Origin of the sequence: Streptomyces sp. NPDC006259 (assembly GCF_042870975.1) — a bacterium.
In the GTDB taxonomy this organism is placed as follows: Bacteria; Actinomycetota; Actinomycetes; order Streptomycetales; family Streptomycetaceae; genus Streptomyces.
Genome location: NZ_JBIAHY010000002.1, coordinates 1,070,804 through 1,093,138, shown reverse-complemented (window position 1 = coordinate 1,093,138; position 22,335 = coordinate 1,070,804). Strand labels below are relative to the sequence as shown.

15 protein-coding genes and 1 pseudogene are annotated in these 22,335 nt (G+C 71.0%); 7 read left to right on the top strand and 9 right to left on the bottom strand.

Going from position 1 to position 22,335, the window contains the following annotated elements; genetic code table 11:
- Positions 1-234: 234 nt before the first annotated feature.
- The gene (locus ACFYO5_RS10700; RefSeq protein ID WP_388706726.1) at positions 235-903 is read left to right on the top strand and encodes an O-methyltransferase; all 669 of its coding nucleotides are present in this window, start codon (positions 235-237) and stop codon (positions 901-903) included.
- Between the two features lie 84 nt (positions 904-987).
- Here ACFYO5_RS10700 and ACFYO5_RS10695 read toward each other — a convergent pair whose 3' ends face one another.
- The 6 genes from ACFYO5_RS10695 to ACFYO5_RS10670 form a co-directional block, all read right to left on the bottom strand.
- On the bottom strand, positions 988-2,559 hold the full coding sequence (locus tag ACFYO5_RS10695; RefSeq protein ID WP_388706724.1) for a 4-hydroxyphenylacetate 3-hydroxylase N-terminal domain-containing protein: 1,572 nt from the start codon (positions 2,557-2,559) through the stop codon (positions 988-990).
- Positions 2,549-3,166: a flavin reductase family protein gene (locus ACFYO5_RS10690; protein ID WP_388706721.1), complete on the bottom strand. Its 618-nt coding sequence runs from the start codon at positions 3,164-3,166 to the stop codon at positions 2,549-2,551. Before ACFYO5_RS10690 ends, ACFYO5_RS10695 begins: the two co-directional genes overlap by 11 nt.
- The gene (locus ACFYO5_RS10685; RefSeq protein WP_388706718.1) at positions 3,163-5,160 is read right to left on the bottom strand and encodes an anthranilate synthase family protein; all 1,998 of its coding nucleotides are present in this window, start codon (positions 5,158-5,160) and stop codon (positions 3,163-3,165) included. Before ACFYO5_RS10685 ends, ACFYO5_RS10690 begins: the two co-directional genes overlap by 4 nt.
- Positions 5,157-6,380 (bottom strand): 3-deoxy-7-phosphoheptulonate synthase, encoded by a 1,224-nt coding sequence (locus tag ACFYO5_RS10680; protein ID WP_388706715.1) that lies wholly within the window; start codon positions 6,378-6,380, stop codon positions 5,157-5,159. Before ACFYO5_RS10680 ends, ACFYO5_RS10685 begins: the two co-directional genes overlap by 4 nt.
- 117 nt (positions 6,381-6,497) lie before the next feature.
- Entirely contained in the window at positions 6,498-11,102 is a 4,605-nt protein-coding gene (locus ACFYO5_RS10675; RefSeq protein WP_388706713.1) for an amino acid adenylation domain-containing protein, read from the bottom strand.
- A 72-nt stretch (positions 11,103-11,174) separates the two neighbouring features.
- Positions 11,175-13,004 (bottom strand): amino acid adenylation domain-containing protein, encoded by a 1,830-nt coding sequence (locus tag ACFYO5_RS10670; RefSeq protein ID WP_388706710.1) that lies wholly within the window; start codon positions 13,002-13,004, stop codon positions 11,175-11,177.
- 650 nt (positions 13,005-13,654) lie between these two features.
- Here ACFYO5_RS10670 and ACFYO5_RS10665 point away from each other — a divergent pair.
- From ACFYO5_RS10665 to ACFYO5_RS10655, 3 genes are all read left to right on the top strand, one after another.
- A complete protein-coding gene (locus ACFYO5_RS10665; protein WP_356564399.1) occupies positions 13,655-14,140 on the top strand; it encodes a MarR family winged helix-turn-helix transcriptional regulator in 486 nt (161 codons plus the stop codon).
- Between the two features lie 631 nt (positions 14,141-14,771).
- Positions 14,772-15,422, top strand: a complete 651-nt coding sequence (locus ACFYO5_RS10660) for a DUF2690 domain-containing protein (protein WP_388706706.1) — start codon at positions 14,772-14,774, stop codon at positions 15,420-15,422.
- A 525-nt stretch (positions 15,423-15,947) separates the two neighbouring features.
- The gene (locus ACFYO5_RS10655) at positions 15,948-16,460 is read left to right on the top strand and encodes a hypothetical protein (protein WP_356564403.1); all 513 of its coding nucleotides are present in this window, start codon (positions 15,948-15,950) and stop codon (positions 16,458-16,460) included.
- Between the two features lie 445 nt (positions 16,461-16,905).
- Here the strand turns inward: ACFYO5_RS10655 and ACFYO5_RS10650 are convergent, their stop codons facing one another.
- Positions 16,906-17,529, bottom strand: coding sequence for a DUF4344 domain-containing metallopeptidase (locus ACFYO5_RS10650; protein WP_388707199.1), 624 nt, complete (start codon positions 17,527-17,529; stop codon positions 16,906-16,908).
- A gap of 586 nt (positions 17,530-18,115) precedes the next feature.
- On the opposite strand from ACFYO5_RS10650, the gene ACFYO5_RS10645 reads away from it, so the two are divergent.
- Positions 18,116-18,286: a hydrophobic protein gene (locus ACFYO5_RS10645; protein WP_351368756.1), complete on the top strand. Its 171-nt coding sequence runs from the start codon at positions 18,116-18,118 to the stop codon at positions 18,284-18,286.
- A gap of 817 nt (positions 18,287-19,103) precedes the next feature.
- Here ACFYO5_RS10645 and ACFYO5_RS10640 read toward each other — a convergent pair.
- Both ACFYO5_RS10640 and ACFYO5_RS10635 read right to left on the bottom strand, forming a co-directional pair.
- Positions 19,104-19,838, bottom strand: coding sequence for an SDR family NAD(P)-dependent oxidoreductase (locus tag ACFYO5_RS10640; RefSeq protein WP_388706701.1), 735 nt, complete (start codon positions 19,836-19,838; stop codon positions 19,104-19,106).
- A 68-nt stretch (positions 19,839-19,906) separates the two neighbouring features.
- Complete coding sequence (locus tag ACFYO5_RS10635; RefSeq protein ID WP_388706698.1) at positions 19,907-20,815, bottom strand: helix-turn-helix transcriptional regulator; 909 nt, start codon at positions 20,813-20,815, stop codon at positions 19,907-19,909.
- Between the two features lie 132 nt (positions 20,816-20,947).
- Between ACFYO5_RS10635 and ACFYO5_RS10630 the strand changes: the two are divergent.
- A pseudogene (locus ACFYO5_RS10630) lies at positions 20,948-21,184 on the top strand (Cmx/CmrA family chloramphenicol efflux MFS transporter); the annotation flags it as partial.
- A gap of 82 nt (positions 21,185-21,266) precedes the next feature.
- Positions 21,267-22,274 carry an MFS transporter gene (locus ACFYO5_RS10625; RefSeq protein ID WP_388706695.1) on the top strand — a complete coding sequence of 336 codons (1,008 nt, stop codon included), beginning with the start codon at positions 21,267-21,269 and terminating at the stop codon, positions 22,272-22,274.
- Positions 22,275-22,335 lie beyond the last annotated feature (61 nt).

Below are 22,335 nucleotides of genomic sequence, written 5' to 3'. Positions count from 1 at the left end.
GGATGGTTTATCGCAGGGTTCCGAAAAGAGAGGCTAAGGAGCGGCCAGGACCGCAGTCAATGCCGTACCCATGGAATTCGAAGATATCCTCCAGAAACGTCTCCAATTCCCTGAACAGGGATTTTAGGGCAGCTTCGACCAGCACGCCGACCTGCTTGTTCAACAGATCAGCGACAGCATTGCAGCCGAATTACACTCTTGCCGTCCACGATTTTCTCGTGAATTATGGTGGTCATGGAACAAGAGCGATGGAACAGTGTCGACGCCTATTTCAGCTCCCTTCTCGTGAAGGAGGACGAAGCACTCTCGAAAGCCGCCAGGGCCCATGAGCACTTCGATCTGCCGGACCTGGCCGTCAGTGCCCCGCAGGGCAAACTGCTGCATCTGCTGGCTCGCATCGGTCACGCGCGGCGCATCCTGGAGATCGGCACCTTCGGCGGCTACAGCAGCATCTGGCTGGCCCGCGCGCTGCCGCCGGACGGCCGTCTGGTCACCATCGAGTGGGAGCGGTCCTTCGCCGAAGCGGCCGCGTCCCGCCTCGCCGAGGCGGGGGTCGCCCACCTCGTCGAACAGCACGTCGGCCGGGCGCTGGACATCCTGCCCGCCCTGGACCGGCCCGGTACCGCCCCCTTCGACATGGTGTTCGTGGACGCCAACAAGCCCGACATCCCCGAGTACTTCACCTGGGCCCTGAAGCTGTCCCGGCCCGGCGCGGTGGTCGTCGTCGACAACGTCGTCCTGGGCGGCGCGGTGGCCGACCCGGACCACACGGACGCCGGTGTCCAGGGAGTGCGCCGGTTCCACGAGCTGCTGGCCGGCCGCACGGACGTCACCGCCACCTCGGTCCAGACCGTCGGCACCAAGGGGTACGACGGCTTCACGCTGGCCCTGATCACCGGTTGACCAGGTGGTGCGGCAGGGGCGGGCGGTCCTCCCCCGCCCCTGCCGCACCGTCCGGCTCGCCAGGCGGCCGGCGGGCGACGCCGCTCAGTCGAGGTCGGGCGGCACCAGGTCCGGGGCCGTCCAGCCGTCCAGGTCGTACTCCGCCATGCACTGTTCGGCGAACCCCTTGTACTGGTCGACGAGGCCGGAGGCGGTCTGGGCGTGCAGCAGTTCGATGCGGACGCTCTCGTGGTTGCCCGAGTAGTTCCGCTCGTACAGCTCGTGCCGTCCGGCGAACTCCGTGCCCACCGAGTCCCAGATGAGCTTCATGAGCTTGGCGCGCTCCACCGCCTCGTAGCCGCCCGAGCCCCGCATGAAGCGATCCAGGTGGGGCCGGAGTTCGGGTTCCTGGAAGTCCTTGGCGGACGAGGTGAGGTAGATCAGGCCGCTGCTGAGGTCCTGCATGATGATCTCCCGCACCCTCGGGTAGCCGACCGTCATGAACCACCGGTACGCCATGCCGTAGTCGAGGTTGGGCAGCAGGGCACCGTCGTGCCAGGGGTCCGGGTTGTGCGCCATCGCGTCGCTCAGCGCCCAGAACATGTTCCGCCAGGCGAGCACCTCGCCGACCCGGGTCTGGATGCCCCGGAAGTCCTTGGTGCCGGTCACCTCCAAACCCTTGAGCAACAGGCCCGCGAGGAAGTCGAGTTTGACGGCCAGCCGGGTCACGCCGTGGAAGGTGAGCCGGTGGGTGAAGCCGGACGTCTGCAAGAACGTGCCGGCCCGCGCGGTGTCCCCGTAGATGAGGACGTTCTCCCAGGGGATCTTGACCTTGTCCAGAATGAAGATGGTGTCGTTCTCGTCGAGCCGGCTCGACAGCGGGTAGTCGAACGGGCTGCCCGTGCGGCTCGCGGCCAGCTCGTAGGACTGGCGGCAGACCAGCTTCACACCGGGTGCCCCCAGGGGCAGGGTGGCGACAAGGGCGAACTCCTTCTTCTTCACGGGCAGTCCGTAGTGCGCCACGAAGTTGAAGTGGGTGAGCGCCGACCCGGTCGCCACCACCTTGGCGCCGCTGACCACCAGGCCGTCGTCGCACTCCTTCTCGACGTGCACGAAGACGTCGTCGACCTCGTCCGCGGGCCGGTGCCGGTCGACCGGTGGGTTGATCACCGCGTGGTTCCAGAACAGCACCTGCTCCTGGGCGGCGGCGTACCACCGGCGGGCGTTGTCCGCGAAGTCGCCGTAATACTCCGGGTTCGCGCCGAGGGTGACCAGGAAGCTGGCCTTGTAGTCGGGGCTGCGCCCCATCCAGCCGTAGGTCAGCCGGGCCCACTCGGCGATGGCGTCCCGGTCCCCCACCAGGTCCTGCACGCTGCGCGGAACCCGGTAGAACTTGTGGGTGAAGCCGTCGCTGCCGGTGTCGGTGGGCGCGGTGAGGGTGTCGTGGTGCTCGGGGTCGTGCAGGGCGTCGTACAGACGGGCCGTCATCCGGACGGTGTTGCGGAACGCCGGGTGCTTGGTGACGTCGTCGACCTTCTCGCCGTACGCCCAGATCTCCCGGCCGTCGCGAATGCTTTCGATGTACTCGTCCCCCGTCAGCGGCCGGGTGACCCGAGTACCGCCGACGGGCTCCCCGGCCGCGCCGGGTGCTGCGGACTGTCCGTTGTCAGCTGCCATGTCCCTGCTCCCGTATCTCGTGATCGGTGACGAACTGCTCCATGGCCGGTCCGGGGCCGTCCAGACAGAACGACCACACGGCGGCGGGCCCCTCCTGCTGCGGCTCCTCCGGCATCAGACGGGGGAAGAGACCGCGGTGGAACAGCAGCGGCCGGCCCCCGGCCGCGGCGAACTCCTCGACGCGGCCGACGTGCAGCGTGTGGTCGCCGCCGTCGTAGGTGCGCCACGGGTGGCACACCAGGTGACCGAGTGTGCCGCCCAGCCGGGGCCGGTCGCCGTCGCCGTCCACCCAGGGCACCGCGTGCGCCGAGGGGCGGCCGGCGAAGTGCAGCGCCAGGTCCCGCTGGTGCTCGCCGAGCAGGTTGACGACGAAGCAACCGTCGTCCAGCAGGGCCGCCAGGCGGGTGCGGCGGTCCAGGGCGACCAGGACGAGCGGCGGATCGAGCGACACGGAGGTGAAGGAGTTCACCGTCGCCCCGTGCAACAGGGTGCCGCGCCGGCAGGTCACGACCGTCACACCGGTCGCGAAGTGGCCGAGGGTGCGGCGCAGTTCTCGCGGGTCGACGGCGGTGCCGGCCGTGGCCGGGGCGGTTCGGGTCGGGCTCACGCGTGCTCCTCCGCTCGATGGGACGTCAGGACGCCGGTGCGCCGCCCGGTCCGGCGGGCTCGGTCCACCAGTTCGCGCAGGAGGTCCGGACCGTCCTCGGTGAGCAGCGACTCGGCGTGGAACTGGACGGTGGCCAGCCCCGGGCCGTCCAGCGCGACCACCTCTCCCCCGTCCTCGCGCCACACGCGGGCCGCGGCGTCCGGCCCGGGCAGCGCGCACCGGTCGGTGTCGCAGCGCGCGGTGAAGCTGTTGTAGAAGCCGACGTGCCGCTCGCGTCCCCACAGGCCGACCCGCATCCGCGCTCCCTGGCGGGGCCGTGCGAGCCGCACCAGGCGCAGTCCCAGCACCCCGCAGACAGCCTGGTGGCCGAGGCACACCGCGGCCAGGGGCAGCCGCTGGGCGAGGCGCCGGGCGGCCAGCGAGCGCAGCCGCGCCACCCGGGGGTCGGACAGGTCCCGGGGGTCGCCGGGCCCCGGCCCCAGAAGCAGGACGGTGCCGGGGTCGTCAGCCACCTCCAGGGCGGACGACCAGGGGTGGAGGTCGACCCGGCAGCCCACCGCGCCGAGCTGCTGGGCGAGCATGCTGGTGAACCGGTCTTCCGCGTCGACCACCGCCACCCGCGGGCCGGGGCCGCGGGGCCTGGGCGGGCGCGCCCGGTCGCCGAGCCAGAAGGCGGCGACGGCGTCGTTGCGGGCGCGCAGTGCCCCGCGCACCGCCGGGTCCGCGGCCAGTGGGCCGGCCGGGCCCGTGGCGGCGGGGGCCGGGAGACGGGCGCGGTCGTCGCGGGTCAGCGCGGTGAGCAGTCCGGCGGCCTTCGCCGTGGTCTCCGCGACCTCCTCGGCGGGTACCGAGTCGCGCACCACGGTCGCGCCGGTGGTCAGGCGTACGGCGCCGTCCGCGGTGATGTCGGCGGTGCGCAGCACGATGACCGCGTCCAGGGCGCGCCGTCCGTCCTCCCGGCCGGCCAGGGCGAGCACGCCGCTGTAGTAGCCCCGGCCCGCGGGTTCGTGCCGGGCGATGACCCGGCAGGCGTTCTCCACCGGGCTGCCCGTCACGGTGGGCGCGGGCAGTGTGGCACGCAGGATGTCGGTCAGCGGCAGCGCGGACTCGCCGTGCAGGTGGTACTGGGTGTGGGCGAGGCGCGACATCCAGGCCAGCTCGGGCCCGCGGACGTTCACCCGGGGCCCGCACAGCTCGGTCATCATCTTCAGTTCCTCGTCCACGACCATGTAGAGCTCGTGGATCTCCTTGGGGTCGGCGAGGAACCGCAGCAGGCCGTCGCGGTCCGGGCCGCTGCCGGGCGGGTAGCGATAGGTGCCGCTGATGGGGTTCATCGACACCCGCGTGCCGGTCGCCCGCACGTGCTGTTCGGGGGAGCTGCCGATCAGGTACCGGTCGCCGGTGCAGACGAGGTACGTCCAGTAGGCGCCGCTCTCCGCGGTCAGCAGCCGCCGCAGGGCGGCCAGTGCCCGGGTGCGGTCGAAGTCGCGGATCCGGCCGTGCAGGCTGCGGGCGAGGACGAAGTTGGCGCCCTCGCCCCGCTGGATCTCCCGGCGGGTGAGCGCGTCGACGCCGGCCGCGTACCGGTCGTCGTTCAGGTCGAAGCCTTCCTCCTCCACGTGCAGTTCCCGCTCCGGCAGGAGCGCCAGCAGCCGGTCCAGGGGGACGGTGTGCTGGGTGGTGATGTCCATGGCGAGCAGCGGGGTGCCGTCGTCGGGGGCCGCGAAGCCGCGTTCGGCGATCTGCCGGTGCGGCACCAGGGCGAGGACCCGGTGCGCGGGGCCCGGCCCGTCCAGCGGTGCCGCGGGCGCGTCCGGGCCGGGCGCGGTGTCGAGGCGCAGGTCGGCCAGCGTGGCCGCGGTGCGGACGGGCCCGCTGACGACGTCCACGGTGTCGGGGTGTCCCGCACCGGGACGGTGCAGGAGTGCGAACGGGGCGCCGGGTTCGGGCAACAGGGCGGCGAGGCCGTGGGCGCTGTGCGCGGGACCGTTCACGCGGCGGCCCCCAGGACGGCGGGCAGTCGCCAGTAGGCGGTCGCCGCGACGGCCTGCACCAGGTTCAGCCGGGGGTCGCACAGGGTGCGGTAGGCCGGTCCGGGCGCGGGGGTGAAGCCGGCGCCGCTGCACTCGACGATGTCGTCCGGGGACGCCTCCAGATGCAGTCCGACGCTGCGGCCCCCTTCGGCGGAGACGATGTCGACGAACCGGCTGATCTCCGTCATGACGGCGGTGAGGCGACGCGTCTTGAGTCCGTGCGCGGTCCGTTCCCCGTTGCCGTGCATCGGGTCGCACAGCCACAGCACCGGGTGGCCGGCCCGCCGCACCGCGCGTACCAGGGGGGCCAGGCCGTGGATGCGGGAGGCGCCGAACCGGGCGACCAGGGAGAGCCGTCCCGGTGAGCGCTCCGGGTCGAGCGCGGCGCACAGGGCGAGCACCTGCTCCACGGTCGTGGTCGGGCCGATCTTGCAGGCGACCGGGTTGTCCATGTGCGCCAGCAGCCGTACGTGGGCGCCGTCGGGCTGCCGGGTGCGTTCGCCGACCCACGGCCAGTGGGTGCTGGCGAGGTAGTTGCGGCCCGAGCGGTGCCGGCGCACCTGGGGCAGTTCGTAGTCGAGCAGCAGTGCCTCGTGGCTGGTCCACACCCGCGCTTCGGCGGGCGACCCCTCGCCGCGGCCGAGGCCGTCGAGAGAGGCGAGGGCCTGCCGGGCGGCCCGGTGGCAGCGCAGGATGCGAGCGGGGTCGGGGCGGCGCGCCGCGGGGTCGGGGTCGGGGGCGTTCACCAGCGCACCCCGGAAGACCGGCAGCCGGACGCCGTCGTGCTCCTCCTCCGGCTGGGAGCGGGGTTTGGCGTACTGTCCGGCGATCCGGCCCACCCGGACGACGGGCCGTCCGGCGCCGGTGCGCACGATGTCGCTGAGGACGTCCAGCATCTCGGCCTTGCGGGCCATCGCGGCCGGGTCGCACTCGGCGGGGTCCTCGGCGCAGTCACCGGCCTGAAGGACGCACAGTTCACCGTCGGCGGCGCGGGACAGCAGCCGGCGCAGGGCGAGCACGCTGTCGTAGGTCACCAGCGGTTCGGCGCGGGCCAGTTCGGCGTGGACTCGGGCGAGACGGACGGGGTCGGGCCACTGTGGCTGCTGGGCGGCCGGCAGTGCCGCGACCACGGAGGGTATGAGGCTGTCGTATTCGGTGTCGGGGCAGGAGCTCGTTGGCATGGCTTGCTCGTGCTTTCCGGTGTCCGGCGACCGCTGCGGCGATTGCCGTGCTGATGGATGGTCGGTAGGCGCCGGATCGGCGGCGCCGTGGGGAGGGCCCGGCACACAGGGGTCTCCTCAGTCGCCGGCCAGTTCTCCGGCGGAGCGGAAGTAGCGGATCATCCGCGCGATCGCCTGCTGGTCGATGGCGGGCCACGCCAGGTCGAGTTCGGTCAGCAGGCGGGTGGTGGCGGCGTTGCCGTAGGTGTTGTCACCGAGGTCCAGGGCGCCCTCGCGGAAGAGGGGCACGGCTGCCGCCAGGGCGTTGCCGCCGGGGCGTCGGGCGGACTCCTCCAACTGGGAGAGCCAGGTGTCGGCCGGGACGATCTCCAGGCGGTGGCCGTCGGCGCGGAGGGCCTCGTGGACCGGGGTGAAGTCCGATCCGCTCGGGTGGAACACGTGCAGGGTGCGGTTGTGGGTGGCGGGGTGGCGGGCGAGGGCGACCACGGCGCGGGCGACGAAGTCGACGGGCAGCAGGTCGGTGGTCAGGTCCTCGGCCGGCGGTGCCGAGCCGAGTTCGATGAAGCTCTTGATCTGCCGCCACAGGAAGTCGTCGCTCTGGCAGGCACCGGTGACGCTGTCGCCCGAGATCCGCCCGATGCGGTGGATGGTGACGGGGACGCCGTGGGCGCGGGCCGCGAGGGCCATGCGTTCGGCGACCCACTTGCTCTGGGTGTAACCGATGCCCAGCCTCTCGCACGCGTCGGGCACGTCGTCCTCGGTGAGGACCGCGCCGCCGGGCGACTCGCCCGGTGCGAACACGGCGATGGTGGACATGTACTGGAGGTGCTTGGGCCGGTCGGTGGCGGCGAAGCGCAGGACGTGGCGGAAGCCGTCCACGTTCGTCGGTTTCACCGAGGCGTACGGCAGGACGAAGTTGATGTGCGCGGCCGCGTGGTAGACGACGTCGACGGTGCCGGCCAGTGCGTCGTACTCGTCGGCGGGCAGGGCGAATCCGGGCCGGCCGAGGTCTCCGGGCACGGCGTGCACCCGGTCCCAGTCGATCTGCCCGTCCAGCAGGTAGCGGTCGGCGGTGGCCCGCAGCCGGGCCGTGCCGGCCCGTGCGTCGGCCGCCCGCACCAGGCAGTGCACCCGGCCGCCGGGCCGTGCGGTCAGTTCCCGCAGCAGGTAGGCGCCGAGGAAGCCGGTCGCGCCGGTGAGCAGCACGTCGCCGGCCTGGGCGACGGGCACGGGGGTGCCGGTGACGGCGGGCAGGTCGTCGGTGAGTTCCGCGTCCGCCCGCAGCGTGGCGGGGGCGGTGGTGGGCGGCGCCGTGCCGGTGCCGAGCCGGGCGGCCATGCCCGCGACCGTGGGGTTCTCGAACAGGGCGCGCAGCGAGAGGTCCTGGTCGAACGCCCGGCGCAGCCGGTAGACCAGTTCGGTGGCGATGATGGAGTTGCCGCCGATGGCGAAGAAGTCATCGTCCCGGCCCACCGCGGACACCTTCAGCACATCCCCCCACTCGGTGGCGATCCGCTGTTCGAGCCCGGGCCGGGGCGGTTGTGCGGGTTCGGGGGGTGCGGTGCGCGCCTCGGTCGCCCGTGCCGCGGCCAGGCCGGCGACGGCCCGGCGGTCGATCTTCCCGCTCGGGGTGGTCGGCATGCGCTCCACCGGGACGACGAGTGCGGGCACCATGTAGTCGGGCAGCGTGCCGGAGACGGCGCGGCGCAACTCGGCGGTCTGCCAGGTCCGCGCGGACTCCAGGACCGCGACGAGGCGGCGGTCGCCAGGAGCGAGGTCCACGGCGGTGACCGCGGCGGAGGCGACACCGTCCAGGTCGTCGAGCGCGGCCTCGATCTCAGCAGGCTCGATCCGGTAGCCGCGGATCTTGATCTGGTCATCGGTCCGGCCGAGGTACTCCAGCTCCCCGTCGCCGTTCCAGCGCACCAGGTCCCCGGTGCGGTACAGCCGTTCGCCGGGACCGCCGAAGGGGTCCGGCAGGAAGCGGCGGGCCGTCTCCTGGGGCCGGTTGCGGTACCCGGGGGACAGCACGGGCCCGCCGATGTACAGCTCGCCCGGGACGCCGGGGGGTAAGAGGCGCAGGTGGGCGTCGAGGACCAGCAGCCGTACACCGTCCACCGGACGGCCGATCGGCGGGGTGTCGGGCCAGGTGGCGGGCGTGCCGGTGAGGGGGTGCCAGCTGGCCAGGTGGGTTTCCGAGGGGCCGTACATGTTCACCAGCCGGAGCGCCGGGTGGCGGGCGGCGAACTGCCTGATCTGCGGGGAGACGACGAGGGCCTCGCCCACGGAGGTGACCTCGCGCAGGTCGTCCAGGCGCAGACCGGCGTCGGTGATCAGCGAGGCCAGCTGCTGGAGCGCGATGTAGGGCAGGTAGACGCGGTTGACGCGGTGCCGTGCGAGGAAGCCGGCCAGGGCGTGCAGGTCCTTGCGCAGTTCCTCGGGGACGAGCACGAGGGTGCCGCCGACGCACAGGGTGCCGAGGATCTCCATGACGGAGACGTCGAACGACAGCGACATGTACTGCAGCGTCCGCCCGGTCGCCCCGCACGGGGAGCAGCGGTGCTGGGCGCGCACGAGGTTGGCCACGGTCCGGTCGGCGATGACGACACCCTTGGGCAGGCCGGTGGAGCCCGAGGTGTGCACGACGTAGATCTCGTCGTCGGGTGTCTTGGTGCGGCCGAGTCCGACGGCGGGTGCCGCGGCGATCCGCTCGGCGTTGCGGTCGAGGAGGAAGAGCTCCTCACCGGGCGGGAGTTCACCGGCCAGCGTGCTGTCCGTGACGGTCACCAGGACGTCGGCGTCACGCAGGGTGTGGCCGATCCGCGGGCGGGGGTAGGACGGGTCGAGCGGGACGTACGCCGCTCCGGTCTTCAGGACGGCCAGCAGGGCGACGACCATGTCGCGGGAGCGCGGCAGGCAGATGCCGAGCCGGGTGCCGGGCGCCGCGCCACGGGCGCGCAGGACGTGGGCGAGCCGGTTGGCGCGCTCGTCGAGTTCCCGGTAGGTCACGGCGGTGTCGTCGTCCTCCAGCGCCACGGCGTCGGGGGTGGCCCTGACCTGGGCCTCGAAGAGTTCCATGACGGGGGCGTCGTGCGAGGCGTGCGCGGTCAGGTCCCCGCGGGCGAGCACGGCACTGCGTTCCTCGGCGCCGAGCGCCTCCAGTTCGTGCAGCGCCGCGTCGGGATACCGGACGAACTGCTCCATCAGGTGCCGCAGTCGGCCGCCCATGGCCCGTACGGTCGCCTCGTCGAAGAGGTCCGCGTCGTACTCGATCAGGCAGTGCAGGCCGTCGGGTGCACGCTCGAAGACCAGGGACAGGTCGTACTTGGAGCCGTGCGCGGCGCCGCGCTCGACGCGCAGTTCGGTGCCGCCGTGGCGGATCCCGGAGCCGTTCTGGGTGAGCACGAGCATGGTCTGCACGAGTGGCGTGTAGCCGTTGCTGCGCGGCGGCCGGAGGCGCTCGACCACCTTCTCGAAGGGGGCCCACTTGTGCCGCAGCGCGTCGCCGACCTCCTGGCGTGCCTGGCTGAGCACGTCCCGGACGGTCATCCGGTCGTCGATCTCCTGCGCCAGCACGACCAGGTTGACGAAGTAGCCGATCAGGTCGTCGGTGGCCGGGTCGTCGCGGAGCGAGACGGGGCTGCCGATCAGTACCCGCCGCTGGCGGGTGTGCCGGGAGAGGAACACCGCGTAGGCGGCGACGAGGGCCATGAACAGGGTGACGCCCTCCTCCCGGGCGAGCGCGTCGAAGTCGTCCGCCAGGGAGGCCGGCAGGTGCAGTGCGAGGGTGCCGCCGCGGTGGCGCTGCACCGGGGGGCGGGGTCGGTCGGTGGGCAGGTCGAGCACCGGGAGTTCCCCGGCGAGCCGGTCGGCGAAGTGGTCGAGGGAGCGGGTCAGGACCTCGTCGGTGAGCCGGTCGCGGTACCACTGGCTGAAGTCCGCGTAGGTGGGCCGCAGCGGGTCGGCCTCGACCGGCAGGCCGCGGCCGATGCGGTCGTAGGCGTCAAGGAGTTCCCGCACGAAGATGCCGGCGGAGGCCGCGTCGGAGGCGATGTGGTGGATGTTGCAGATCACGGCCGACTGCTCCGCGGGCCCCAGGGCGCAGGTCACGGCGACGACGGGTCCGTGTGCCAGGTCGAGGCGCAGGTTGGCCACGCGGTGCACCAGGGCGTCGAGTTCCTTGTCGTCGCCGTACCGGGCGACGTCGAAGAGGACCGCGTCGTCGTCCTGCGAGACGTTCTGCCGGAGCGTGCCGCCGTCCAGGGTGTAGGTGGTGCGCAGGACCTCCTGGCGGCGCAGTACCCCGCGCACCGCCGCGTGCAGGCGTCCGGGGTCGGCCGGGAACGGCAGCCGGACGAAGAACGGGCCGTTGTAGGCGGCCGGGTTGGGCAGGTACTGGTCGATCAGCCAGATGCCGCTCTGGCCGTACGACGCCTCCACGGCCCGCCCGTCGCGTGGGGCGAGACCGGCGCGCAGTTCCGGTTCCCGGGGCGCTCCGCGCCGGTCGGCCAGGCGTTCGGCCACGTCGGCGACGGTGGCGCCGGCCGCCAGGTCGGCACCGGTCACCTCGACGGCGAACACCGCCGTCAGCGTGGCGGCGAGGCCGTCGAGCGCCTCCGGGCGGTCGCACGGGTCGGCGAGTGGTTCCTGCGCGGTGAGGTCGGCTCTGCCGAGAGCGGTCCGGGCAAGGTCGAGTACAGCGTTTTCCAGGGGGGAGTTCACCGGTCGTTTGTCCTCTGCAGAGATCCACCGGCCGTCAGCGGCGGGCGCCGTACGGCCGCAGCCGGACGATGCCTACTGGGTCCGGGCGGGCTTGCCTCCGGTGTCCCGCGCCTGCTCCACGAAGCGTGCCAGCTGCTCGACGGTGCCGTGCCGGAAGACGTCCTCGGTGCTGACCTCGACGCCGAATATCTTCTGCAGCCGGGAGGCGAGCTGGACGAAGTGCAGCGAGTTCCCGCCGTGGCCGAGGAAGGAGTCGGTGGTGGTGAAGTCCTCGGCGCCGGAGATGTCCTTCCATGCCTGGAGCACGACGGTCTCGAGCGGGTTCTGCATGGCTGTGTCACCTTTCTTCGGCTTGTCCGGAGTCGCCGAGGGGTCCGTGAGGGCGGACCGGTCGACTTTTCCGTTGGCGTTCCTCGGCAGGTCGCCGAGGTGGTGGAACGAGGAGGGGACCATGTAGGACGGCAGCTGGTCGCCCAGTCGGCGTGCCAGGTCGGCGCCGTCGAGCGGCCGTCCGTCGGAGGTGGTGTAGAAGGCGGTCAGGGACTTGTCGCCGGCGTCCTCGGGGAACGCCTTGACGACGGCGTCGTGGACCCCGTCCAGCGCGCGCAGAGCGAGGGTCACCGCGGTGAGTTCGACTCGGTAGCCGCGGATCTTCACCATGCTGTCGGCGCGGCCGATGAGGACGACGTTCCCGTCCGCGGTGGTGCGGGCGAGGTCGCCGGTCAGGTAGCGGGGCCGTCCGTCCGGCCCGGTCACGAACTTGCGGGCGGTGAGTCCGGGCTCGTCCTGGTAACCCTGGGCGAGGCCGAGGCCGCCGACGGCCAACTGGCCGGGGGCGCCGGGCGGGCAGGGTCGCAGTGCGTCGTCCAGGACCTCCAGGGTGACTCCGGGCAGCGGGCGCCCCACCGGTACGCGTTCCTCGCGGGTGACGTCGTCGGCGTTGCGGACGGGGTAGAGGGCGGTGATGGAGGAGTTCTCGGTGCAGCCGTAGCCGTTGTAGATGACGGCGCCGGTCGCGCGTGCCGCGCGGGCGAGGTGCTGCGGCGACGGGAAGTCACCGCTGAGCAAGATCAGCCGTACGCCGCCCAGGCACTCCGGCTCCTCGTCCACCAGCAGGTTGAACAGACCGCAGGGCAGCGAGAGGGCGGTGACGCCGTGCCGGACGATCGCATCCTTGAGGACGGGCAGGCTGGGCAGCCCGTGCGGCATCACGACGAGGCGTGCGCCGTGCAGGAAGGCGAGCCAGATCTCGATGGTGGACGCGGCGAAGGAGAACGCCGCGGACTGGACCAGGCAGTCCCCCGGTCCCATCCGCAGGTCACCGCTGTACGGGCCGAGCCGTGCCAGCCCGCGGTGGGCGATGCGCACGCCCTTGGGCCTGCCGGTGGACCCGGAGGTGAACATCAGGAAGGCGGCGCCCTCCGGGTCGGACACCGGCGGCAGCGGGATGTCTTCCTGCGGCTCCGCGGCCGCGGTCAGCTCGTCGGCCCGCACCCACAGCGGTGCGCCGGCGATGCGGGCCGCCGCTCCGGGCGCTTCCGTGTCGTGCACGACGGCGGTGGGCGCGGATTCGGCCAGCACCCGGTCGACGAACGGCGCGGGGTGGTCCGGGTTGACCGGCACCACGCAGGCGCCCGCCTTGAGGATGCCGAGCATGACCGCGTACAAGTCGGGTGACCGGCGCAGGTACACGCCGACCCGGTCACCGGGCGCCACCTTCCGGGCGATCAGTGCGCGGGCCACGCGCTCGGCTCGTTCGTTCAGTTCGCGGTACGTCAGGGTCCGTGTACCGGAGATGAGGGCGACCTCGTCCCCGGTGGTCCGCACGACCCGGTCGAAGCCCTCCGTGAGGGTCAGAGAAACAGCGCTGCGCGCCTCGCCTAATGCGTTCTCCGTGAGCACAGGTGCTCCTTGTCTCGCTGGCGGATGGCCACCGGGCGTCCGCGGAGACGAACACACCTGACGTCCAGTGACCGGCTTGTCGAGAGATAAGCACAAATCGCTTGAAAGGGAATGGTTTCCGTCGGGAAATCACATTAGGTCGACATTCCTCGACGTGTCAACCCCGATCTTGAGGGGTACGAACCCGCGCTCCACCCCTCGCCGCACCTGCTTGTGCCCCGACTTCTCCCCGACACGCCTAGGGCTGCGGACCCAAGTTCCGTCGGCTCGGCACAGCAGGAGGGCCCCGCCGGCCGACCCGACCCCCACCTGCGGAAGAGACCCTTTCGGCCACTTGCTTTCCGCCGGGAAAGCACCTGGGTGCAGATCGCCTGTCTCGCGAAGTGGTTTCCCATGAGAAATCACTCTGCTCGAGTGATGACGCGCCGGCACTCTTGGCGGCCAATCCGGAGGGAATGCTTCCTCTGCCGCCGGAGAGGCAGACCGCGATGTACGGCACCTCCCCGGACGGATGGGTTCCCAGATGAAGATCACTGGTATATAATTTCTTGGAAGAAATCATTCCATGTAGTGAAGTCCATATTGACGCAGCTGCTGCACCCCGGAGCATCCTGGTCGTTGATGATGGGCAACCGATCGGAGGCGCGCCGATGACCCGAACCGACAGTCCACGACGCGCGAGCGAGGCCCCGGCCGCGCCCGGCGAACTCGAGGACGCACTGTCCCACCTGCAGTGCATCCTGGTCGCCCGTCGCACCCGCTCGAACCCGGAGGGCGTCACCTGGCAGCAGTACGACGTCCTGGAACTGCTGCGCATCCGCGGCCCCATGACGCCCTCGGTGCTCAGCGCCTCGCTCGGGGTGTCCCGGGCGACGACCTCCAAGGCGCTGCGGGTGCTCAAGGACCTGGGGCTCGTCGGACAGCAGACGATCGGCGAGGACCGGCGCGAACTGACCACCTCGCTCACGCCGACCGGGGAGTCCTTCCTGACCCGGGTCGCCGAGCAGCGACGCGAGAACGCCCGCATCGTCGGATCCACCTTGAGCCCCGGCGAGCGGGCGATGTTCGTCGAACTGTGCAACAAGGTCGCCGACGCCCTGGAACCGCACCTGGATCCGGCGGAGGAACGCCCCTGAACCGTCCGGTCCGCACGGGCGCCGGTACCGAGCGACGGGCTCCCCCGGCCGCCGGCTCCTTCACCCGGCCCGCGATTGCCCGGCCCGCGCCCGCGTCCGCCCCATGCCCCCATGCCGACGACGAGCCGGTCGATCCCGACGATGTGATCAGCCGGCGGCCTGGTCCACCACCTTCTCCGCCAGCACTACGATGCCACGTTCACCGAGTGGTTTCATGGACCGGACGACGTGTGGGTGCGAGGGCCTGAGGGGCGAAACCGATGAACTGGCCGTGGAAGTCGACGCCACCGGCCACCCGCGACCCGGCCGGCGGCCGGCCGGTGGCGCCTCCCGCACGCTGGCACCGCCCCACCTCGGACTGTCCCTCTCCGACCTCCCCACCTGACGTCCCCGCCGCTCCGACGGCGGCACAGCGCGGCGTCATTGAGGGACGCGGCCGACGCCAAGGGATCACCGGCGGCGCCCGATCCGGCCCACCCACTCACGTGAGTTCGGGGCCAACATCACCCATGTCGCGCTCTACCTGGGGAACGGCAAGGTCGTCGAGGCACCCAACTCGGGTGCGGCCATTCGGGTCGCGGACGTCAACTGGGAACGCTACCAAGGCGCGTTCCGGCCCAACGTCCCGGGTGTGTTCCCCGTGTGGGAGTACGACGGTCTCGGCAAGCAGGTGAAGACCTGGGGCCAGCCCAACCTGCGCGACGACTCCCAGACCGGCAGCGCGGTCAACTGGCAGATCAAGAACGGGATATCCGTAGCCGTGCGCTCCCTGTGCCAGCGCGTCGGGGAACGGGTCACCGTCGACGGCATGGTCAACAACGTCTGGTCCTACCTGCCGGACTACCGGAGCTGGATCAGCAATCTGTTCCTGCAAGGCCCGGCCATCACGCCGGGGGTGCCGTCGTGCGGGGACTACTCGAGGATCGGCGGCACACTCGACGGCGCTGATTCGAACACGTCCTGCGGTGACGGCACCACGCCGGACTCCGCCGACGCCTGGACGGCCAAGTCCACGACCCTCTTCGGCCGCACCATCGAACTCCGCTACAACAGCACGACGGCCTGTGCCTGGGGACGCATCGTCGGCGGCACGATCGGCGACGAGATCTGGATGGACCGCAGCGGCGACGGCGGGGACAACTGGGACCCGATGCTCGGCTACACGACCGTGACGTCCGGTGGCGACGCCCACACCACGCAGTGGAACGACAACGGGCTCGTGATGCGTGCCTGCGGCACCAACGGCAGGGGCGGTTCGATCGCCTGTACGGACTGGTTCTGACGCCCCCGCCGCACAGGCCATGACCGGGCAGACACAGCTCAACCGCTGTCACGCACCAACTCGTCGAGCCGGAACGCGCTGTTCGCGCAGCCTGTCCGGCACCCGGGCCGAGCGACGTGCTCAGCCAGACACGCGGCTCCTCCCCCGCCGGTGGTAATCCCCCGTCGCCGGCTTGTTGACACTGGCTGTAAGTCGCCGTCTGGCCATATGCCTACGCGCATACGCACTGGCTGTGTTTTCGCAGTTCACCCACACATGACGAACTCGATGGACCGGGGTACGCGAGGCTCTGCTTAATGCACTGGCGCGCTCCTCCGGTAGTTTCAGGTCAAGTTACGCCTTTTCAGTATCCCCATGCTTTCTTCACGCGACGAACAAGTAGTCTGACCCTCGTTCCGTCACCAGGTTCTAGGGGTGTGTGAATTGAGCAGCATATTTCACCAGGTGTGGGGTTCATGGAACTCCGCGACGATGACGGCCTTCCGAAGCAGGGTCGCCGCAATTGCAGGAACAGTTGCGTTCCTCATGTCCGTGGTCGTTGCCGGCACCGTCGCCGGTACAGGCAGCGCCGCGGCCGGCGAATCGCAGGCCACGGTGGGCGGCTGGACCTGCCCCGGAACGCCCGTTCCGGACGGCTACGTCATCAGCGCCTTCGACCGCAATGGCTGCAATGGCGCGGGTTCCTGGCTCCAGGTGCCGGTCCGCGACGGGATCTGGACATGTGGCGGCTCGCCGATCGTGACCGGGTACGTCATCACCGGTTACGACCGCAATGGCTGCAGCGGCGTCGGCGCCTGGTTCCACCGACTCGCGCGTGACGGCCTCTGGACCTGCGCGGGTTCGCCGATCGTCTCGGGCTACGTGACCACTGCTTACGACCGCACCGGTTGCAGCGGCATCGGCGCCTGGTTCCACCAGCTCGTCCGCAACGGCATCTGGACCTGCCCCTACTCACCCATCCCGGCGGGCTACCGCAGCACCACCTATGACGCTCGCGGATGCAGCGGCCTGGGTGCGTGGTACACCGTGCGTGCCTGACCCTGCCGCGTCACCGTGTCGAGGGCACCGTTGTTCCAGCGGTGCCCTCGACGCACGCCGTCGTTGTTCGACGCGAACGACGTCGGGCCGGGTCAGCCCGTGTGCGATGGGCAACGCCGACTCCAGTCACTCGCCGCCGCACAGTTCCTCATCCAGACGCCGCACACACCCACCGTCGGCATCACGAGTAACGCCGCCCAGGCCAGAGGCGCCTGACCGCCTCCGCGCGCCGGCGACTGTGCGGCGGTGGCCGGTCGCCGGTCGCCGGTCGCCGGTCGCCGGTCGAAGCAAAAGCCTTCAATGTTTCAATGATGTGGGCCATGCGGCTGCCCCCGCACCTTGGGTCTCTTGTCCCCAACGGCCTCGCCCTATCCGTAATTCGCCCAGACCGATATCACCGCGCTTCCCCGAATCCCGAACGGAAGCGTAGGTGTCGTCATCGGCCTCATCGACCTCGCAGCAGGGGTGCGAGATTCCTCATCCAGTTGCCGCGTACAAGAGCCCACTCCTTTCCGCACCCTGCGGCACGTGTTCCGCGGAGAAGACTTGAATCAGCCACATCCGCATTCCGGCCAGGAGCGGAACCGTAGAGGTAGCACAAGTGGTTGGCGGCACGCAGACGATCCGGCGAGTGCTCATCGTCATCCTCGTGGGCCACCTCGTCCTCAACCATCTCGTCCTCGGTTGCGGAGAGTTCGTATTCCTCGGCGGCCGCCCGCAACTGCCTCTCACCGCTGACGTCTCCGCGAAGGAGCATCAGAGCGGCGAACTGGTCCGCAGCATCCTCTTCGCCCCGATCGGTGAAGGGCAGACCCAAGTCGTCGATGAGGACATGGCCGGCTTCATGGAAGACCGTTTCCACCAGTACGGCGACAACCTCGTCATCAGCCGGGTGGTGTCCGGCACTCTGGAAAAGCTCGCGTTCCTCCGCCACCTCTTCGTAGCAGATCTCGATTCGGCGAGCTTCAGGGTCGTAGCCGGAACCTTCTCCACCGCAGGAACGACCGACGATGCCCACCTGACGGGCCACGCCAACGAAGGCGTTGAGGGTTTCGGAAGCCCCCTCCATCAGCTTCCGGCTGCGAAGGAACGAAGCGCCATCCAGATCGGCGGCAGACGGCTGTTCGTGGCGGACCACGAAGCCTCGGTCCGCGGAACTCCGTGCGTTCGTCTCTGATCCCCCGGTTCCGTCACCCAACAGGCCGCAGCCACCCAGTAGGAGCATCGCCGACAGCCCCGCCCAGGCTCGAACCGGCCGCGGTCCACCACCGTACCCACCCCGTACCCGCATGCTCGGTATTCTGCCCCGGCCCGGCTCGCTCCACGGCGGACGGCGGCCCTGGAGCGTTGCTCTCATCACGCCGCCGTGTCGCCGCGGGTCCCTCGCGTCCTCCGCCAGTGTGACCTGATAGTCGATGGCTGGTAAACGACTCGCCGCCGTTCACGAACAGCACCGAGCCCCTCTTTCCACGGTCCTGACGTCCCTGCCCGGCTTCGGCGTCAGAAGAACACGCCCCAGGGCCGACCGACCCGGCGGTGAGGAGACGGCTTGGACGAACTGAGTTCAGTGCCCGCAAGAGCAGTGAAGAAACCAGGGAAATCCACCGTGTGTTCCTGCATTCGCCGGGCATGAGGAGCCACGGAGGTTGATAACTATGGTTCCCCTGCTTCTCGTTCTTCTGCTGGCTCTGATCCTCTTCGGCGCGGGCTTCGCGCTGAAGGCACTGTGGTGGATCGCTGTCATCGTGCTGGTCGTCTGGCTGCTCGGCTTCGTCATGCGCTCCGTGGACACGGGCGGCCGCAAGGGACGCTGGTATCGCTGGTAACCCGCCAAACAACAGCATGCCTGGGGCCCCGGATGCGTCCGGGGCCCCAGGCATGTCCCGGATCAGGACATCTTTCCGGGCAAACGGTGTAACTACCACCGTCACGGGAACCGGGACCCCATGGCTGGGGCCCGGTGAGCAGTGGAACCTGCGCCTCCGAACCACCGGACCCCAGCCACCCGGCTGAGTGGCCGCCCAAGGTGCACAGGGCGGCATGTGAAGATCACGGGGGTGGCCGGTCCCAAGACGCTTGCGACCGGCCGCCGTCTTCGCCGGATCCGCAAAAGGCGGACGCCGCCGGCTCGTGACACAGCCGAGGCCGAAGGCGCCGGGGACGTCCGAGCGACTGGTCGAGGAGATCTTCACGGGCTGGACGAGCAGGCGGTGGTCGTCCCGGGAACCGATGCGGTTGCGCTGATCGTCCCGAGCCTGACCCGGTTCCTCGACCGCAGTCGTCGACCGGCAGAAGCTGCTGGCCGGACGGATCGAGGCGTTGCTGGAAACCCACTTGATGGGCAGGGATGCCGGGCGTCGCCAGGACCACCCCGTCCGTCGAGGTCCTGGAAGGGACTGCGGGCCCCGCGTCACGCCTGGAGCCGCCGGACTCCTGAGCAGACCGAGGGCCCTGCGTGCCGCTGGGCCGGTGCCTCTCGTGAGCCTCGGCACCGCCGGTGACATGCGGCAGGGTCGGGGCCGCTGGGGCTGTCCTGACCCTGCGGATCGCTGGTCTTACCAGGGCAGGGTCTCCTCGATCGATGTCGGAGAGCCTGCCCCTGCCGTATTGCGGCGCCGGGGCGGGTCCGGCCGAAGGGGACTGTCAGCGCGAACCGAGTGCGATGCCTGTCTCTTCGGTCAGCGTGTGCAGGAGTCGGTCCTGGAATGCCTCGTCGTGGACGGCGGGGTGGGGCTGCCGGCGCCGGCGGTGGTACCAGTAGCCGCCACTGGCCAGCGCCTGGGGATCGTCGCTGGTGGCCAGCCACTGCTGTGTCCGGTGGCCCAGTTCGAGCTCGTCCGGGGCATCGGGCCCGCCCATCTTCGTGGGCACCCAGCCCGGGTCCACCGCGCTGCTCAGCACGTCGGGGTACCGGCGGGCCACTGCGGCGGCGAGCGTGGTGACGAACAGCTTGCTGTCCGCGTACGAGCCCGGGCTCTCGCCTCGCCAGTCGACGCCGTCCAGCGACGGGCGGCCGTCGAAGTGCGAGCTGCTGCTCAGGTACACCAGGCGGTGCGGCTCGCGCAGCTGTGCGGTGAGCAGGTAGGGGGCGATGATGTTGACCGGCATGACGGCCGGTCCGCTCCAGACGCCGGCGTTGTGGATGACGACGTCGAGCGGTGGCTGGTCGTTCAGCTCGGCGGCGAGGTGCCGTACGGCGTCACGGTCGGTGAAGTCGGCGACGACGAGGCCCGCTCCGCGGCCGACGAGCGGGTCGACGGCTCGGGCGCGCCGTGGGTCGCGGGCGTGGACCACGACGTCGTGCCCGGCGGACAGCAGCGCGTCGGCCGCGGCGTAGCCGAGGCCGTCCGCGGAACCGGTGATCAGGATCCGGCTCATGATCGTCCTGTGTGTCGCACGGAAGGGCTCCTCGGGCTCGTGCTCGACATGGCTGTCCTGAACGGCGTTCAGCGTGCCGGGGACTGTGGCGTGGGCGGGTGCGGCTCGTGGGTGGCGGCCCAGGAGGCCAGCAGGCGCAGGCCGTCTTCGGAGGGGGAGCCGGGTTCGGCGGTGTAGATGGTCAGTGAGTGTGCCTCCCGGGCGGACATGGGCAGGTCCAACGGCTGATAGGTGAGTTCCAGGTCCCCGGCGTCGGGGTGGTGGAAGCGTTTGACGCCGCCGTGGTGGATGCGCACGTTGTGGGAGGCCCACCGGGCGCGGAACTCCGGGCTGAGCGTGGACAGTTCGCCGATGAGTTCGCGCAGGGCCTTGTCGTTGGGGTAGCGGCCGGCCTCGGCGCGCAGGAGCGCGGCGGTGGTGGTGGCGGCGCCGTCCCAGTCGGCTGCGAAGTCGGCCGAGTCGTCGTCGAGGAACCAGTAGCGGGCGAAGTTGGGGCGGCCTTGCCCATCAGTGGTCGGGCTGGCGAACAGGGGCGCGAACAGGGTGCGGGCGAGCCTGTTGGTGGCCACGATGTCCAGTCGGCCGTTGGTGACGAAGGCCGCGGACAGGGTCATGGAGTCGAGCAGCCACTGGACGCGGGGCGGGACGTCGACGGCTTTGCGGCGGCGCCGGGATGCGGGGGTCGGCTGGGCGGCTTTGGCGAGGTCGAACAGGTAGGTACGTTCGTCGTCGTCCAGCTGCAGGGTGCGGGCCACCGCGTCGAGGACGTCCTCGGACACGCCGCTGATGTGGCCCTTCTCGAGCCGGGTGTACCACTCGGTGCTCACGCCCGCGAGGACGGCGACCTCCTCACGGCGCAGCCCGGGTACTCGGCGTCGGCCGCTGGTGGGCAGGCCGACCTGCTCGGGGGTGAGCTGGGCTCGGCGGCGGGCGAGGAAGTCGCGGATGTCGGCGCGGTTGTCCGGGCGGTGCTCCATGCCCTCACGCTACGGCCGGAACCCGACGGGAGGGGGGTTGAGCTTCTCCCCCCATGAACGCGGCCTCCCACGCACACGGCGGAGGCGGTTTCGTGGGATGCGCACCACTTCCCGATCCCACGGAGATGCTGTATGACCACGTCAGGAGGAACCCGCCACGTAGCCGCCGACCTGCCGGTCGCTGACGGCGAGCGGACGCCCACCCGGCTGCCACTCGTCGTACACGTGCTGGCCCTTGGCACGTTCCTGATGGGCACGACCGAGTTCGTGGTGGCGGGCCTGCTGCCGGAGATCGCCGGTGACGTGCAGGCCAGCGTGGCGCAGGCCGGAATGCTGATCACGGTGTTCGCGGTCGGCATGGTCGTCGGCGCGCCGCTGATGGCGATGCTGACCCTGCGGCTGCCCCAGCGGTGGACGCTGACCCTGGCCTGGCCGTGTCGCTGTCGGTCACGTGATCGTGGCCCTCGGTTCCAGCTTCGCGCTGCTGCTGGCCGCACGGTTCCTGACGGCGCCGGCCACGGGGGCGTTCTGGGCGGTGGCCAACGTGGTGGCCGCTCGCGCGGTCGGTCCGGCCGCGAGTTCGCGGGCGCTGGGCGTCGTGGGCGCCGGGGCGATGCTGGCCAACGTCGTCGGGGTGCCGCTCGGCGCGTTCGCCGGGCAGCTCATGGGCTGGCGCGGGCCCTTCTGGGCACTTGCCGCCCTCGCCGTCGCCGCCATGGCGCTGATCGCCCGCCACATGCCGCACGACGGGCCTGCCGCTGAGGCGGTCTCGAACCGGTCCGAGCTGTCCGCTCTGCGGTCGGGGCGCCTGTGGCTGGCGCTCGCGGCGTGCGTGACCACGACCGGTGGTGTGCTGTCGATGTACACCTACATCTCGCCGCTGCCGACCGACCGGGCGGACCTGGCCTCCGGCCTGGTGCCGCTGGTCCCGGTCGGCTTGGGGATCGGCGCGCTGGCCGGCTTCCTCGTCGGTGGCCGTCTGGGGGACCGCCGCCCGTACGCGACGACGATCGTGGCCCCCGCGGTCACGACCGTCCTGCTGCTGGCGGTCTGCCTGCTGGCCGGCCATGCCGTGCCGACGATCGTGCCGGTCGCGCTGCTGGGTCTGTTCGGGCTCGGGGCGAACCCGGTGCTCATCGCCCTGGCGGTCCGCTTCGCGGGTCGCGCCCCCACCCTGGGGTCCGCGCTGACGGTGTCGGCGTTCAACCCCGGCACCGCTGCCGGTTCCCGGATCGCCGGATTCTCTCTCGCATCCTCCCTGGGGGCCACGGGCCCGGCCGCGGTCGGCACGGTGATCGCCGCGCTGACCCTGTTCCCGACCATCGCCATCGCGCTCGCCCGGAGCCGCCGCACTGTAGCGGCGTCCGCCTGGACCAGCCGCATCCCCGGCCCTGACGGGTTAGGCCCATCCAGCGGACTCGGCGGCGCCGGGGCCACCAATCCAAGGAAGCCGCGGTGATCCCGTGCCTTCCTGACAACACGAAACCAGCGCCCAGAGCGCCGAGACACCGAACAAGGAG

What these genes read in the sequence shown, in the direction of transcription:
- ACFYO5_RS10655 (WP_356564403.1), top strand. Translation starts at nt 15,948, where the DNA reads ATGTCCGTGGTCGTTGCCGGCACCGTCGCCGGTACAGGCAGCGCCGCG.
- ACFYO5_RS10640 (WP_388706701.1), bottom strand. Translation starts at nt 19,838, where the DNA reads ATGAGCCGGATCCTGATCACCGGTTCCGCGGACGGCCTCGGCTACGCC.
- ACFYO5_RS10695 (WP_388706724.1), bottom strand. Translation starts at nt 2,559, where the DNA reads ATGGCAGCTGACAACGGACAGTCCGCAGCACCCGGCGCGGCCGGGGAG.
- ACFYO5_RS10680 (WP_388706715.1), bottom strand. Translation starts at nt 6,380, where the DNA reads ATGCCAACGAGCTCCTGCCCCGACACCGAATACGACAGCCTCATACCC.
- ACFYO5_RS10645 (WP_351368756.1), top strand. Translation starts at nt 18,116, where the DNA reads ATGGTTCCCCTGCTTCTCGTTCTTCTGCTGGCTCTGATCCTCTTCGGC.
- ACFYO5_RS10650 (WP_388707199.1), bottom strand. Translation starts at nt 17,529, where the DNA reads ATGGAGGGGGCTTCCGAAACCCTCAACGCCTTCGTTGGCGTGGCCCGT.
- ACFYO5_RS10665 (WP_356564399.1), top strand. Translation starts at nt 13,655, where the DNA reads ATGACCCGAACCGACAGTCCACGACGCGCGAGCGAGGCCCCGGCCGCG.
- ACFYO5_RS10635 (WP_388706698.1), bottom strand. Translation starts at nt 20,815, where the DNA reads ATGGAGCACCGCCCGGACAACCGCGCCGACATCCGCGACTTCCTCGCC.
- ACFYO5_RS10700 (WP_388706726.1), top strand. Translation starts at nt 235, where the DNA reads ATGGAACAAGAGCGATGGAACAGTGTCGACGCCTATTTCAGCTCCCTT.